This is a genomic window from Pseudomonas sp. SDO5522_S412 (assembly GCF_054071215.1).
Genome location: NZ_JBSVWQ010000143.1, coordinates 1 through 15,174, shown reverse-complemented (window position 1 = coordinate 15,174; position 15,174 = coordinate 1). Strand labels below are relative to the sequence as shown.

General features: G+C 61.2%; 14 protein-coding genes. 5 read left to right on the top strand and 9 right to left on the bottom strand.

Translation table 11 applies throughout. From position 1 onward, the window contains the following. Positions 1-62: 62 nt before the first annotated feature. Positions 63-1,301 carry a hypothetical protein gene (locus ACW9I6_RS23045; protein WP_457339877.1) on the bottom strand — a complete coding sequence of 413 codons (1,239 nt, stop codon included), beginning with the start codon at positions 1,299-1,301 and terminating at the stop codon, positions 63-65. Between the two features lie 12 nt (positions 1,302-1,313). Then, positions 1,314-1,763: a YcgN family cysteine cluster protein gene (locus ACW9I6_RS23040; protein WP_003210671.1), complete on the bottom strand. Its 450-nt coding sequence runs from the start codon at positions 1,761-1,763 to the stop codon at positions 1,314-1,316. A 153-nt stretch (positions 1,764-1,916) separates the two neighbouring features. Here ACW9I6_RS23040 and ACW9I6_RS23035 point away from each other — a divergent pair, with 153 nt between their 5' ends. Beyond that, on the top strand, positions 1,917-2,516 hold the full coding sequence (locus ACW9I6_RS23035; RefSeq protein WP_008437924.1) for a nitroreductase family protein: 600 nt from the start codon (positions 1,917-1,919) through the stop codon (positions 2,514-2,516). 80 nt (positions 2,517-2,596) lie between these two features. Here ACW9I6_RS23035 and ACW9I6_RS23030 read toward each other — a convergent pair whose 3' ends face one another. The 6 genes from ACW9I6_RS23030 to ACW9I6_RS23005 all read right to left on the bottom strand — a co-directional run bounded on the left by ACW9I6_RS23030 (position 2,597) and on the right by ACW9I6_RS23005 (position 10,957). Next, entirely contained in the window at positions 2,597-5,983 is a 3,387-nt protein-coding gene (locus ACW9I6_RS23030; RefSeq protein ID WP_457339876.1) for an OspG family effector kinase, read from the bottom strand. 209 nt (positions 5,984-6,192) lie between these two features. Continuing rightward, the gene (locus ACW9I6_RS23025) at positions 6,193-7,125 is read right to left on the bottom strand and encodes a D-2-hydroxyacid dehydrogenase (RefSeq protein ID WP_301050688.1); all 933 of its coding nucleotides are present in this window, start codon (positions 7,123-7,125) and stop codon (positions 6,193-6,195) included. Positions 7,126-7,241: 116 nt separating this feature from the next. Then, positions 7,242-7,535 carry a YcgL domain-containing protein gene (locus tag ACW9I6_RS23020; protein WP_003210667.1) on the bottom strand — a complete coding sequence of 98 codons (294 nt, stop codon included), beginning with the start codon at positions 7,533-7,535 and terminating at the stop codon, positions 7,242-7,244. Beyond that, on the bottom strand, positions 7,532-8,665 hold the full coding sequence (gene rnd, locus ACW9I6_RS23015) for a ribonuclease D (protein ID WP_003210666.1): 1,134 nt from the start codon (positions 8,663-8,665) through the stop codon (positions 7,532-7,534). The genes ACW9I6_RS23020 and rnd overlap by 4 nt, the downstream gene beginning before the upstream one ends. Before the next feature lie 122 nt (positions 8,666-8,787). Beyond that, the gene (locus ACW9I6_RS23010; RefSeq protein WP_003210665.1) at positions 8,788-9,438 is read right to left on the bottom strand and encodes a class I SAM-dependent methyltransferase; all 651 of its coding nucleotides are present in this window, start codon (positions 9,436-9,438) and stop codon (positions 8,788-8,790) included. Positions 9,439-9,583: 145 nt separating this feature from the next. Further along, complete coding sequence (locus ACW9I6_RS23005) at positions 9,584-10,957, bottom strand: glutamine synthetase family protein (protein ID WP_003210664.1); 1,374 nt, start codon at positions 10,955-10,957, stop codon at positions 9,584-9,586. A 387-nt stretch (positions 10,958-11,344) separates the two neighbouring features. Here ACW9I6_RS23005 and ACW9I6_RS23000 point away from each other — a divergent pair, with 387 nt between their 5' ends. After that, entirely contained in the window at positions 11,345-12,121 is a 777-nt protein-coding gene (locus tag ACW9I6_RS23000; protein WP_008437921.1) for a transporter substrate-binding domain-containing protein, read from the top strand. Here the strand turns inward: ACW9I6_RS23000 and cynR are convergent. Further along, on the bottom strand, positions 12,096-12,962 hold the full coding sequence (gene cynR, locus ACW9I6_RS22995) for a transcriptional regulator CynR (protein ID WP_457339875.1): 867 nt from the start codon (positions 12,960-12,962) through the stop codon (positions 12,096-12,098). The genes ACW9I6_RS23000 and cynR overlap by 26 nt on opposite strands. Before the next feature lie 112 nt (positions 12,963-13,074). On the opposite strand from cynR, the gene ACW9I6_RS22990 reads away from it, so the two are divergent. The 3 genes from ACW9I6_RS22990 to ACW9I6_RS22980 are packed head-to-tail and all read left to right on the top strand — an operon-like array spanning position 13,075 to position 15,111. Beyond that, positions 13,075-13,716 (top strand): carbonic anhydrase, encoded by a 642-nt coding sequence (locus ACW9I6_RS22990; RefSeq protein WP_087692575.1) that lies wholly within the window; start codon positions 13,075-13,077, stop codon positions 13,714-13,716. A 29-nt stretch (positions 13,717-13,745) separates the two neighbouring features. Beyond that, positions 13,746-14,216 (top strand): cyanase, encoded by a 471-nt coding sequence (gene cynS / locus ACW9I6_RS22985; RefSeq protein WP_003210659.1) that lies wholly within the window; start codon positions 13,746-13,748, stop codon positions 14,214-14,216. A gap of 55 nt (positions 14,217-14,271) precedes the next feature. After that, positions 14,272-15,111, top strand: a complete 840-nt coding sequence (locus ACW9I6_RS22980) for a cache domain-containing protein (protein WP_457339874.1) — start codon at positions 14,272-14,274, stop codon at positions 15,109-15,111. Positions 15,112-15,174 lie beyond the last annotated feature (63 nt).

Here is a 15,174-nt window from a genome sequence, read left to right as displayed (position 1 = left end):
TCAGTCACTGAATGTGTTTCTGATACACCGCTTTCGCGAGCAAGCCCGCTCCCACCTTGGTTTCAATGCAGCAGTTTGGTATCGAGTACTACCGACGACTCGCCAATAATGCTCTCCCCCAGCTGCACGAATTCCTTGGTGCTGATGCTGTTCAAGCGCATCACCGCCTGGGTCAAATCATCCAGCGAACGCTTGTTGTGGGTTTTCACACGAATCTCGCGGTCCAGCTCCTGCAACAACACCACCGCCCGTGAGACGGTCGCGCTATTGGCGTGCTCGACCCGCAGGGTGGTCACGTCCTTGCCTTCGTTGGCCAGCCGGGCCTGCAGGGCGGCATAACGATCATCGCTGATCCCCCCTGCGCGGCGCATCAGTTCAATGGCGTAGTACTGCGCCAAGCCCTCGCTGATCCAGTCGCTGCCCTGGTGGTCGTTGAAGCGGCCGATAGCCTGCACCACTTCACGGATCAACGGGCTGCTGCCGTTCTCGCTGACCAACGGCGTACGGCTGTTGAGGTAGATCGAGTCCCGCGCCGAATACGCACCGCGGCGCATCGGGTCACTGGCGCCCACCACCAGCAATTTCGCCGGGTGCCGTGGGAATGCCGCTTGCACTTGCGGCCAGACAAACGTCAGCAAGGTCAGCACATCCATGCGATGCATGCCTTGCCCTTTGGGCGACGCCACGGTGATTTCGGTTTCCCCCAGGCGCATCCTGCGACTGCCCAGCGTACCCGCGAGCATCCAGCCGGTGGGCCGGTCAAACAGGCGGGAAACGTTATCGATGCGGAATTTGTTCTTGCCGATGCGCGGCCAGGACGTCTCGACGCTTTTCCAGCCGGCAGGCAGTTCAAACACCAGGCGCGACACCAGTTCAATGCCGTCCTGTTGATCCAGACGTGCAGTGGGCACCAGGTCTTCGCCGCGAAACAGCGCCCAACTCGGGGTCATCCGCGCTTCATAGACGCCTTTCTTGCGGGCGTGGGTGAGGCGTACACGGTAGGTCAGGCTGGCCTTGTCGGCACTCGGTTGCCACAGGCCGCGGCTGTCACCCGGGGTATTGCCCGGCAACACTTGCCACTGGCCATCGGCCTTGAAGTCGCTGTAGTCGCCGTCGCCGCCCAGGTCGAAGTTGAGGCTGCGCACCGCCGAGCCTTGGGACAGGCTCAGGCGCACTTCTGCCTGATCACTTTGGGGCAATAGCTTGACGTGATAGTCCAGATCAACTTTCTTCGCCGCCCACGCCGGCGCACTCAATACCAACAACAGCAGGCTCGCCGCCAGCCTGGCTCCAACCGTCATACACACTCCTTCTCAGCCTGCACGAAAAATCAGGTAATCCTCCCAGTCATCCTCGGGCACGCTGCCTTCGCTGAGCATGCGCCCGGACTGGGAAATGCGTTCCTGGTGCACAGCGTCGCGATCGCCGCAGACCAGGTGGTGCCACAGCGGCAAATCCTTGCGCTCGCTGACCAGCCGGTAACCGCAGGTGGGCGGCAGCCATTTGAACTGGTCGGCCTGGCCCGGAGTGAGCTGGATGCAATCGGGCACCGAGGCGCGACGGTTGGGGTAATCGGTGCACTGGCAGGTTTTCAGGTCCAGCAGTTTGCAGGCGATGCGCGTGTAGTAGACGCTGTTGTCGTCTTCATCCTCGAGCTTTTGCAGGCAGCACAGGCCGCAGCCGTCGCACAACGACTCCCACTCATCCTGGTCGAGTTGTTCGAGGGTTTTGCGGATCCAGAAAGGTTCGACTTTGGCGGCCATGGCTCTACATCAATATCGGTATGTTAAAAGGCCGCCAGTCTAGTGCCCATGGCCCCCGGGGCCAAGCGCTTACGACTGTCGGTAGAACAAGACTTGTCAGCCACCCGGCGGCGAAGTAGCTTTGAACCCCGGTTTTTCATCAGGATCAGCCCAATGAGCAGCAACCCACGCGTCGCCGACTATCCGATCCACCCACAATTCACCGACCGCTGGTCGCCGCGCGCCTTCACCGGCGAAAGCATCCCGGTGGACACCCTGTTGAGCTTCTTCGAAGCCGCGCGCTGGTCACCTTCGGCCTACAACTCGCAGCCATGGCGTTTTCTCTATGCGCGCCGCGACACGCCGAACTGGGAACGTTTCCTGGGCCTGCTGAACGAATTCAACCGTGGCTGGGCACAGCATGCCTCGGCCCTGGTGATCGTCGCGTCGAAGACGACTTTTGCCGTGCCTGGTGCCACCGAAGAAACCCCGGCCCTGTGGCACACCTTTGACACCGGCTCGGCCTGGGGCCACCTGGCGCTGCAAGCCAGCCTCAGCGGCTGGCACACCCACGGCATGGCCGGTTTCGACCAGGAACTGACCCGCAAGGAACTGAAGATTCCTGAAGGTTACGCCCTGCACGCTGCGGTGGCGATTGGCAAGCTCGGCGACAAATCGACCCTGGCCGACTACCTGCAAGCCCGGGAAACCCCGAGCCCGCGTCGTCCATTGAACGAGCTGGTGTCCGAAGGCGACTTCAACCACCAGGACTGAACACGCTCTGGCAGTCGTTGACGGTCACGTCAAAACCCTGCTGCTGCGATCACAGCAGGGTACACCCGCCACAAGTGCAGCTACGCCTTGGCGATCAGCGCGTAATAGGCCCTGCGCAACTCGTCTCGATCACGCTTGTACATACTGGCGAGAAACGGTGTCATGTCTTCAAGACCGTTTGCGTTCAAGTCCACTGGATAGATTTTATTATCCCTCGCTGAATACAGGAAATTACTTAACTGCAGATCGTTGTGGTAAAGATTTTTCTGTTCCATGCGCCGAAATGCGTCATCCAGTAAAAGCCTGGCCTCTGGGGGCAAACTTCCCCTTGCCAGGGTATTTACATCCACCCCGTCCAGCTTGCCCATTTTCAAATAACGGCGACCATTTTCAAATATCGTGGTTGCAAAGCCGTCACCGTAATAGCTGTTCAGGCACAGGGTCTCGTTATCGACAAAGTCGTCGGCAGAAGTCATGGATGAAGGGCCATAGTCCTTATAGACACTTTTCCCGTCGAGACTGTCGTAGATCGTCCCCTCACCGCCCCCGCCAATTTCCGGCCCCAGGTCTGATGCCACAGAAGGCGGGTTACCGCCGCGTGCCCCCAGGCGCTGCCATTGGTCCCCCTGCAGGTGCTGCACCAGCAGCGGCGTTTGCCGGTTGTTGTGATAAATCTGCGCCTGTACGGCACCGTCGGCGGTGCGAGTCACTTGCCGCACTTCGTAGACCGCAGTGTTGCCGGCAGTATCGGTATGGCGGATGTGGGACAAGTGACCGTCCGCCGCCACATAGATCCCCTGACTGTTGCGCGCAAGCCCGGCTATTTTCGATTCAGCCACGCTGTAGTCGCCAAGCAACCGGTTGTTCAGGGCGCTGCCCGGCTCGGCAGCCGTGGTGATGATCGCCCCATCCATCGCACTCGTTTTTGCGGTGAAGCCTTCAAGAGGGCTGCCGTAAGGCCGCATCCTGTCCACATCAAACGCATACCATCGACCGTTCTGGAGTACCGCGCCTCCATCAACGCTTTGCCCGGCGACCTTGAAGGTACCCGTCGCTGCTGCGTCATAGTGTTTACTGGCAGCCTTCAACAGGTCATAGCTGCCGCTCGCGCCCCTGAGCTTGTTGACCACCTCTGCACCCGTGGCGCGTACAAAGTTGGCGCCTTTGCCCAGCAACCGGGCACCGCCCGCGACCAGTTCGCTGAAGCCATCCAATGGGTTGAATGCTTGAATGGCAGCCACACCGATGACTTTTGCCACTTGAATGGCCTTGGCGGCGGCGCTCGCGACCTTGGCTCCCGCCTTCGTGACTTTCGCCGCCACACCCGCGCCCGCCGTGACAAAACCAAAGACATCCAGCGCCAGGTCACTGGCCCCTTCCAGGTGGTTGCCCTTGGAAAAGTTCGCAATGGCTGACCTAAGCGGAATCAGGTCGAGAAAAAAGTTGGTGACGTTCCACTCGGTTGCCATTTGTTTATCGAACGAGGTCACACCCTGGGCATAAGCCTTGACGTCATCACTATCAAGATCGAGGTGCTCAACAAAAGCGTCGGCGATGTGCTGCGTTCGCGTACTGGAAAAACTGATGGGCGGCGTCGATAAGCCCTCCTGGTTTTTCGGTCCAAAGGCAGCCTCACTCACGGTCTTGGGTTTGAAGGGCTCCGTCTTGAACGTTTTGTTGGCTTGCCGCTCCCGCTTTGTTGTTAATTCAGAGGCAGGCACGGCCTTGATTGCGCCTGCTTTCAAGTCAATTTCATAAACGGTGTCGCCATTTCTTCCGGTCGCCTTGACCCACAACTTATTGTCCGCCCCCCCTTTTTTTTTGGAGGTGAAGTCGAGGCCCAGTTCATAAGTGTTTTTCTGAAAAAACTCGAGCTTTGCAAACTCCAGGTTTTCCCGGTCAACCAAGGGCAGTGTTGCGACAAGGTGCCTGATGACGCTGCGAACCCCTTGCTGGCGAGAAGTGATTGCTTGTTCAAATTCTTCGTTGAAGATTTTGTTCACGCTGAAATCCAGGCTCTTGCCTTTGATTGCCTCGGCAATGCTCGAGTCCCTGGTTTCCCATGGGTATTGGCCAAGTCCGCTCATGGCGATGTCCAACAACGAGAAAAGCCCGCCGGGCGCCCGGTTCGGATCATAAAGTGGTTGGGCTGACGGTTGTTTCGAGTCAACGACCTTCAGTCGTTTCTCTTCAAAAGGTACGTGTTCGCCAAACCGCTCCTTCAAATGGGCCAACGCAATGTCTTTACGGCTTGGAATCTCGGCTTCCAACAAACCGGTAGCCGCAAGCGTCGACTTCAGTTGTGCGTTGAATGCCGTCCTTGCACGGTCTATCTCATCGTCGCTGTAACGATCATCTGGCTGGCATGTGACGATCCCGTTGACCACGGCCCAGTCCACCAATGCCGCCTTTTGTGCATGTTCGGCGGCGGCTCGATTCGTCAGGATCGCGTTTTCCGCGCAGGACATGACTTGGGCAAAGGTCATGTGCGCCACCTTTCCGGGGAACTGCGCCTCTATGGCCGCCGCTGCGACCGCGAGGCTTACCCAGGCCGGGCTGCCGTAGGTCACGCGGTCGGGGATGTCCTTGATCAAAAACTCGGGCGCCTTTCGTGCCAGTAACAAATAGGCGCCGGCCTTGGCCATCTCGGGACTGGTCTTGTGATTTTCGTGCAGGTAAGTGCTCAGGCGCTCGAGCACTGTCGAAGCCGGCTTGCCCCAATGGGCTTGTTGGGCGAGGTCGAAACCCGCCACGCGGTTACGGTGCGGCGCCGTGATGGACTCCGGGTCAAGCAGCAGATGGATCGCACTCAGTGCGTACTCGTTCACGCTGGTCTCGGAGGCGGCGCCCCCAAGCTGGTCCTGTATGGCTTGCCCCAGTGCCTGCCCGCGGGTGGAGCTGACGAGGGTTTCGAGTGCCTTGGCAGGATCAGCCAATGCCTCGCCCGACAACGGCTGGTTCGCGTTCAGATATTCCAGTACACCCACGCTTGCGCCGATGTGCGGTGCATTGGGGTTCTGGCTGCCATGGTCGGTAGCCGCCGCCAGTACCCTGCGCTGTTCAGCGGCGCTCATGGGAACAGGCCAGGACAACCCGCCGCCAAAATTGCCGAGCGGATGCTCCAGTGCCCTGTCACTCACCGCATGGGCATGACCGGTCAGCTGAAAATGATTGGTGGGCAACCCCAAGCCGATACTTCCGAGAAAGGTCTCTACCGTCGCCGCTTTACCCGCCTGGGTCGGGTAGGACGAGTCGGGGTGTATTTGCATCGGTGTCGTTTGCAGCGCGGCCAGCACCGCTTGAGGGCTGGCATTCACGCCAAGACGGCTGGCGATTTCGTTGAGCTTCTGGCCCAGTGTCCGCAGATTCTCGCGGTCGCCCAACGCCGCGGTGAGACCGGATTGCCGGGGGACTGGGGCGAGGGCCTGCGTATTGAGATCGGCCGTAGCACCCAGAGCAGAGGGCAATAGAGGGAGCGCCGCCGGCTCGGTAGAAAGCAGGGAAAGTTGCGAAGTTACCCGTGGAGGGAGAGACACAGTGCCAGCATTCAACATGAGAATGTACCCATCTGGAGAGGGGTACGAGCCTCACATACGGCCTGCGAAACGAACATCTGATTAGTGTTTGCAGAAATTTGTAAGCGCCCGGCAACACGCGTTGCCGGGCCTTCGCGCTGTCAGTAACCGCGCTCGAAACTCACTTCGCCGCGCAACGTTTCCTGCGCCTGGTACGCGCGCAAATTCTCGACAAATAATTGCACCATCATCCCCGGCGAAGTCGGCGCCGAGCTGTGGCCGGTCAACAGCAAGCCCCAGGCAGTCCAGAACGGATGGCGCTGTGGCAATGGCTCCTGACGGCAAACGTCAATCACCGCGCCGGCCAGATGACCTTCCTTCAATGCTTCCACCAGGTCCGCATCGACCACCGCCACACCGCGCCCGACGTTGATGAACAACCCGGTCGGCTTGAATTGCTTGAACAGCGCAGCATTGTACAAATCATGGGTGTTCGGTGTGTTGGGCAGCAGGTTGACCACGTAGTCCACCTCACCCACCAGGCGCGGCAACGCCTCGAGCCCGGCAACTTCGACAAACGGCGCCTGCTCACGGGCCTCACTGGCAATGCCGTACAGCTCAACGCCAAACGGCTGCAGGAATTGCGCAACGCTGCGGCCGATATCACCGGTACCGACGATCAGCACTTTGCGCCCCGCCAGGCTCTGGCCCATGCGGTTATCCCACTTGCGCTCGACCTGGCTGACCAGCCGCGCCAGCACTTCACGCTCATGGCCAAGCATGTAAGTCAGCACGTATTCGGCCATCACCTGGCCAAAAATGCCCACGGCGCGGGTCAGGCGGTAATCCCGCGGCAGGCCGTCGGCCAGCAGCGGCGTGATGCCGGCCCAGGTGGATTGCAGCCATTGTGGCTGGTGCCCCTGGCGCAGCAAGGTGGCCAGAAGATCCGGCTGGCCCAGCCACACCGGGCAATCGGCCGCCAGGCGCGACAATTCGGCGGAGTCGCCGCTGGTCATGACCTCAAGGTCCGGCGCCGCTTCGCGCAGCAGCCGGGCGTACAGCGGGTGATCGTGTTCAGCAATCAGAACGCGCATGGTTCAAACCTTTCAAAAACACTGCAGGCGGCCGCCGGTCCAGTTCACTGTACCGTGCGGCCGCCGCCAAAAATTGAATTCCATAGATGATGTGCCCCGGACGGGGCACTGACCGATCACATCGGGTCATTGCGTCGCAGCAGCTCTTCGGGCAAGTGTTCGATGTACTCGTCCTCGGCCGGCGGCATTTGCAGGTGGTAACCCTGCTTTTCGAGGTTCTCCAGAACCACGGTGATGTCCTCGCGGGACAGCTTGCGCTCCGGGCTCAGCACCAGGTCGAAGGCGTGGTGCGGCTTGCCGAAGGCGGCCAGCAGACTTTCCGGCACGCGCTCCAGTGCATCGCTTTTCAGCACGTAGAGGTACATCTCGTTTCGTTTGAGGCTGCGATAGATGGAGCAAATACGTTTCAAGGCTGTTCTCCGGCAGTGGCCAGGCTGTCCAGCAGCGCCTGGCCCATCAATTCGCGGCGCCAGCCACGCAGCGAATCTGGCAATTGGTAAGGCCCCTCGGGGTAGCCGCTCTTGACCAGGGCTTCAAGGGTTTTCTTGCGCAGCATCAGTTCCGGCGCCATGTCCAGGCGTTCGGCCTCGGCCTGGCCCAGGGCGCGCAGTTGCTTGATCAGCGTGGCGGCGTCCACCGGCAATGGCTCGGCAACCGCCGGTGGCCACTGGTCCATGGGCACGCTGCCGGCGCGCTTGATCAGGCCCAGCAGGAACTCGCCGTCCTGGCGCACGGTGCGCGGGTGCATGTCTTCGATCTTGCCCAGCGCGGCGAGGTTATCCGGCTGGGATTTGGCCAGGGGCCATAACGAGTGCTCACGGATGATCCGGTTGCGCGGCAGGTCACGGGCACGGGCTTGCTGTTCGCGCCAGGCGCACAGTTCGCGCAATACGGCGAGCTGGGCACGGGAGAGTTTCCAGGCGAGCTTGGCGTCGCGATAAACCTCGTACGGGTCGACTTCGCGGCGCAGGTTGGCCACCAGTTCGGCACCGTCTTCCAGGACCCAGGCGTATTTGTCGTCGGAAAGCTTCGGGCGCAGGCGTGTGTAGACTTCTGCCAGGTGCACCGCGTCTTCGGCGGCGTAGCTGATTTGCGTCTCGGACAATGGCCGCTGCAACCAGTCGGAGCGGGTCTCGCCCTTGGGCAACTCGATATCGAGGACGGCTTGCACCAACCGCGAATAGCCCATGGAGAAACCGAGGTTCAGGTAGGCCGCCGCCAGTTGCGTGTCGAACAACGGCACCGGCAGGCTGCCGGTCAGGCGCAGCAACACTTCCAGGTCTTCGCTGCAAGCGTGTACCACCTTGATCACCGCCGGGTTCTCCAGCAAGGCGGCCAGGGGTTGCCAGTTGTCGATGGTCAGGGGGTCGATCAGGTACGCGCGCACGCCATCACCGATCTGGATCAGCCCGGCAATGGGATAAAAAGTGTCGACCCGCATGAATTCGGTGTCGAGGGCGACGAATGGCAACTGCTGCCATTCGGCGCAGTGCTGGCCGAGGCTATCGTTGTCGCAGATCCAGTGAATATCGATGGCCACACGGCTCTCCCTTGAAGAATGGCGCGCAGTATATATCGCGAAAGGGAGTTGCGAGCATTCGCAGTACAGCATCCGCCATGAAAACTCTTATAGGAGCTGAAGAATAGTCCGACAGTCGGTACTTATCCTCTCTTACGCAGGACATACACCCGCCACATGGCTGAGCCGGGCATGAACTCCTGTTGACCGAGGACCTTGAAACCCGCCAGGCGAAACTCCGCCTCCACTTGCGCCCGGTGGCTGGCAACTGCCGCCGGGCCAGGCTGCAACGCCCGGTAGCCGCTGTCGCTGTTGACCGAAACAATTACCGTGTCGCGGCTTACCCGATGAAACTCACCGAGCAGAGCCAGGCGCCCTTCTGCCGTTGGCACATGGCGAAACAACTCCAGGCAAAAAATGCAGTCCACCGCGTTGGCCGAAAGGCCGATGGAAAATGCCGAGCCCTGGAAGGTCTTGATCCGCTTGAGCAAGCCCGGCGCGTGGTGGGTACGGGCGTGGTCGAGCATGTCCTGGGAATTGTCCGACGCCAGGATCACCCGGTTGCTGTGCTCGGCCAGCACCGGCCAAAAGCGCCCGGAGCCGCACGCCAGGTCGAGAATCAGCCCTGGCTCGCCGGCGATCTTCAGTGCACGGCGCACCAATTGCTCATCGCGCCACAACCCCAGGCGCCGCAACAGCCCCGGCGGACGCGTGTCGGCGCAGACCAGGGCATGCTGCTGGCCAGCGCGTTCGGCAAATTCAATCTCGATGGAAGACGGCGGTTGCGACGGCATCACACGACTCTGTTAATGGATCAGACATTCGCAGCTTAACCACCGTCTCGTGAAAAAAAGGTCGAAGGATTGTTCGCCGTTAATGAAGAACCAGTATCCAGCCCGCTGCCTGTCTGTAAACTGTCTGTGATCAGCGCCTTCATCTTCAGGCCTGGTGCAGATACCAGCGCCAATCCTGCTCGCCCACCTCGCCCATGAACTGACGGTATTCGGCCCGCTTGACCGCCAGGTACACGCCGAGGAATTCGCCGCCGAACGCCTCACGCGCCCAAACCGAGCCTTCAAGCGCACGCAAGGTGGTCAGCCAATCGGTGGGCAGCAACTCCTTGGCCTGGGCATAACCGTTGCCCTCCACCGGCGCGCCGGGGTCGCGCTGTTCGCGGATGCCCCGGTGGATACCGGCCAGAATCGCGGCCGCCGCGAGGTACGGGTTGGCGTCGGCGCCGCAGATACGGTGTTCGATATGCCGGGAAAACGCCGGCCCGCCGGGCACCCGCAGCGTGACGGTGCGGTTGTCCACGCCCCAGGTCGCGGCCAGCGGCGCGTAGCTGTTGGTCTGGAAGCGTCGATAGGAGTTGGCGTTGGGGCAGAACATCAGCAACGAGTCGAGCAAGGTGCTGAGCATGCCGCCCACCGCGTGGCGCAACAGCGGCGTGCCGTCGGGCGCTTCGCTGGCAAACAGGTTATTGCCGTCGCGGTCGGCCAGGCTGACGTGCATGTGCATGCCGGTGCCGGCCAGATCGTCAAACGGCTTGGCCATGAAACACGCGGTCATCCCGTGCTTGTGGGCTACGCCCTTGACCAGGCGCTTGTAACGCACCGCCTCGTCCATGGCTTGCAGGGCATCGCTGCGATGTTCCAGGGTGATTTCCACCTGGCCCGGGGCGTATTCGGAAATCGCCGTGCGCGCCGGGATGCCCTGGAGTTTGCAGGCGCTGTAGAGGTCGGCGAGGAACGGTTCGATCTGCTCCAGCTCCCGCAGGCCGTAGACCTGGGTCGAGCGCGGGCGCCCGCCGTCGACATCCCGCGCCGGTTGCGGGCGGCCGTTGCTGTCGGGTTTCTGGTCGAGCAAATAGAACTCCAGCTCCGCCGCCATCACCGGGTAATAGCCGTCGGCCTTGAGGTCGTCAATCACCCTGGCCAGCAGGTGCCGGGGATCGGCCACGGTAGCGGGCATGCCTTCGGTGGGGTGCATGCTGACTTGCACTGCTGCCGTCGGGATCAGGCGCCACGGCATGCGCTGCAAACTGCCGCTGACCGGGTAAGCGCGGCAGTCGATATCACCGACTTCCCAGACCAGCCCGGAGTTCTCCACGTCGTCGCCATTGATGGTCAGGCCGAGGATGGTACTCGGCAGCGGCCGGCCACTTTCATAGACCGCCAGCAGTTCATCGCGGTGCAGCAGTTTGCCGCGAGGCACACCGTTGTTGTCGAGGATGAACAGCTCGAACATCTCGATATCCGGGTTCTGCTCAAGAAAGGACTGGGCTTCGTGCAGGGTGGCAAAGGGCGTGCTCATGGGCATTCTCATACGTTCGCGTCAGGCAGGCGCGCGGGCGCTGCCGGGCAGATGCGCGGGGCATCCATTCGGGCAAATCAACGTAGGAGAAAGGTGTCCGGTGGGCGCGCGTGGCGGCAGTGCCAGAGCGCCCAGAAGGCGAGTTCGGAAGGGAGGGCATCAGCGGTGACTCGACGACCATCCGGACGGCTGGACGCGGTGGCGCCTGGCGATGTCTCAGGGTGTGTGTCGGGGGAACCGTCCATGCGGGATTCACAGTAAAGAGATGCCGGGCAGCCTCACACGCGAGGTTAAGCCGTTAAATCCAGTCTTGATGGAGTTTGGTTGTGCCGTGGCTAAACATTTGCAAATAATGGCGGCCCTGCCCATGCCCAAGGACCCGACCGCATGAAAGCATTGCTGACCCTTTCCCTGCTGGCCGGCCTGTCTGCCCAGGCCCTGGCCGACAGCCCTGCGTCGCGCCTGGATGAAGTGCTCCAGCGCGGCGAAATGAGCGTCTGTACCACCGGCGACTACAAGCCCTACAGCTATTTGCGCCCGGACGGCAGCTACGAAGGCATCGACATTTCGATGGCCCAGTCCCTGGCCAAGAGCCTTGGGGTGCAGGTGAAGTGGGTGCCGACCACCTGGAAAACCCTGATGCCGGACTTCCTGGCCCAGCGCTGTGATATTGCGGTGGGTGGTATTTCAGTGTCCCTGGAGCGGCAGAAAAAGGCGTTTTTCAGCCAACCATTGGGCGTCGACGGCAAGATCCCGCTGGTGCGTTGCGCCGATGTGCAGCGCTATCAGACGGTGGAGCAGATCAATCAGCCGCAGGTACGCGTGATCGAGCCTGCGGGCGGCACCAATGAAGTATTTGCGCGGGCGCATTTGGGCAAGGCACAACTGACGCTGTTCCCGGATAACGTGACGATTTTCGAGGAACTGCTGGCGAACAAGGCGGACGTGATGATCACCGACGCCAGCGAGGCGCGGTATCAGCAGAAGCTCAAGCCGGGACTGTGCGCGGTGAATCCCGAGCGGTACATGCAGTACAGCGAAAAAGCGTTCCTGCTGCCCCGCGATGATGTCGCATGGAAGAGTTACGTGGACCAGTGGCTGCACTTGAGCACGGTGACCGGCGTGTATGACGGCATCATCAATCAGTGGCTGGCTGCGCCCTGACCAGCTCGACAAACGCCCTGCACGCCGCACTGCGATAGCCTCCCTTGCGGCTGAGCAACGCCGCCGTGCGTTGCGGCAACGGCGGGCTTAGCGGCACCGCCTGCAACCCCGGCTGCACCTGGGCAATCGCGCTGGGCAGGATGGTCGCCAACTGCGTATTTCGTACGATTTCGATAATCGCGCTGATGGAATTGGCCTCCATGGTAATCAGCGGTTTCACCGCCTGGCTGCGAAAATACTCATCGATATAGCGACGCGTGGCGAAGCCGGCATTCAGCAGCACCAACGGCTGCTGGAGCCACGACTGTCGATCAATGCCGGGATGACCGGCGCTCACCACTACGCTCAACGCCTCGACAAACACCCCTTCACACTCGATATCCGGCAAATGCTCGCCGGTAAAACCGATGCCGATATCCAGCAAATCCTCCGTCAGTGCCGCCTCCATGCGGTCCTGGGTCAGCTCCTCGACACTCACTGTAATCCCCGGATACAGCCCGGCAAATCGCGCCAGCAGCGGCCCGATCAGGTAGGCGGTAAATGTCGGCGTCATCGCCAGGCGCAAGCTGCCACGGCTCAGGTCCTGCACGTCATGCATGGCGCGGGTGCCGGCCTGCAGATCCTGCAAGGCCAGGCGCGCAAACCGCACATAGGCCTCGCCTGCATCGGTCAGGCTGACGCTTCTGCCGGAACGGTCCAGCAGTGGCGCACCGAGAGTGTCTTCCAGTTGCCGGATCTGCTGCGACAAGGTCGGCTGCGACACATGCAGCGCCTCCGCCGCCCGGGTGAAATTACGGTGCTCGGCAACGGCCAGCAGGTAGCGGATATGACGCAGCAACATGGAAGGCGCTCCAACTATAGGCATGACTTATAGAAACCATAATAAGCCGGTCTTGGACGCTATAGCTGAAAACTTCCATCCTTGCCCCATCAGCGACGCAAGGAGAACCACCATGCAAGATCTCATCGACGGCTTCCGCAAGTTCCAGGGTGAAGCCTTCACTCAACGCAGCGACCTGTTCAAACACCTGGCTACCACGCAAAACCCCGGCACGTTGTTCGTGTCCTGTTCCGACAGCCGCGTAGTCCCGGAACTGCTGACCCAGCAGGAACCCGGTGACCTGTTTGTGATCCGTAACGCCGGCAACATCGTCCCGTCCTACGGGCCGGAGCCTGGCGGCGTGTCGGCCACCGTCGAATACGCAGTAGCCGTTCTCGGCGTCAGCGACATCGTGATCTGCGGCCACTCCGACTGCGGTGCCATGACCGCGATCTCCACCTGCAAATGCCTCGACCACTTGCCCGCCGTGGCCAACTGGCTGCGCCACGCCGAGTCGGCCAAGGTGATCAATGCCGCCCGCACTCACGCATCGGATGCCGACCGGCTGAACTCGCTGGTACGGGAAAACGTGGTCGCCCAACTGGCCAACCTCAAGACCCACCCTTCCGTGGCCCTGGCCCTGGAACAAGGCCGGCTGAGCCTGCACGGCTGGGTCTACGACATCGAAAGCGGCGCCATCGACGCCCTGGATGGCCGCAGCGGGCGCTTCGTGTCACTGCTCGACCACCCGGCCACCCGTGCCTACGCTGCCTGAACCTTATTCAAACCCAAGAGGACATCACCATGTTGCAATCCCAATTCGCCCAATCCCCACGCCTGGCCCTGGCCGACACCGTCATCGACATCAAGGCGCGCAAGAACCTGTCATGGCAGGACCTCACCGACGGCACCGGCCTGAGCCTGGCGTTCGTTACCGCCGCCCTGCTCGGCCAGCATCCGCTGCCCAAGGACGCTGCCGATGTGGTCTGCGACAAGCTTGGCCTCGACCAGGACGCCAGCCGCCTGCTGCAAACCGTGCCCCTGCGCGGCAGCTTTCCGGGCGGCGTGCCGACGGACCCGACCATGTACCGTTTCTATGAAATGCTGCAGGTCTACGGTTCGACCCTCAAGGCCCTGGTGCACGAACAATTTGGCGACGGCATCATCAGCGCGATCAACTTCAAGCTGGACATCAAGAAGGTCGAAGACCCGGACGGCGGCTCCCGCGCGGTGATTACCCTGGATGGCAAATACCTGCCGACCAAACCGTTCTGATTTGCCGGCAAACCGTCTACGCTCTTGGCACACCAACAAGATCGAGGGACGGGTAATGAAGGCAATGCTCCGAGCCACCTGGCTGCTGCTGTTATGTGTTGGCCTGGTGCACGCCGCCACCGCTGAGGAGGCGGATGCCCAAGCCGCCAAGGCCTTGCTGGAAAAGGCCTTGGCGTATTACCAGACGAATGGTGACAAGGCTTTTGCGGCGTTCAGCCGCCAGGGTGAATTCGTCGACCAGGACCGTTACGTGTTCGTGGTCAACACCAAGGGCGTGCTGCTGGCGAGTGGCGGGCCCTCTTCTGCGTTGATCGGGCGCAACGTTTCCGAGGTACTGGGGCCGGATTTGAACAAGTCGTTCAAGGACGCGCTGGCGGTGCCTGAGGGCAGTGGCATCCAGCAGGCCGATTACCGGTGGCAGAACTGGAATGACGGCAAGGTGGAGCGCAAGCATGTGTATTACCAGCGCGTCGGGCAGCGGATTTTGGCCGTTGGCTACTACCTGCCGCGGGCGACGCCGGAACATGCCAGAGCGCTGCGAAACAAAGCCGTCAAGGCGCTGGAGAAAGACCCGGTTGGGACGCTCAAGGCGATCAACGCCATGCAGGGTGGTTTTCTACAGGACGATTTGTATGTGTTTGTGGTTGACCTCGACACCCAGCGCTACGTGGCCCATGGCACGACTCCGCGGTTGGTGAATACGGATTTCAGCAAGATCAAGGATCCCGACGGGAAGCCGGTGGGTGAGCCGATCCTGGCGGTCATGGCCGAGCAGGATCAGGGGGAATACAAGTACCGCTGGAAAAATCCGGTGACCGGAAAGGTTGAGAACAAGCATGCGTATTTGCGCAAAACCGGACATTTCATGGTGGCTGTGGGGTATTACAGCCCGTGAAGGTCACCTATTTAAATGCTGGAACGCAATCGAATGTGGGAGCGGGCTTGCTCGCGAATGCGG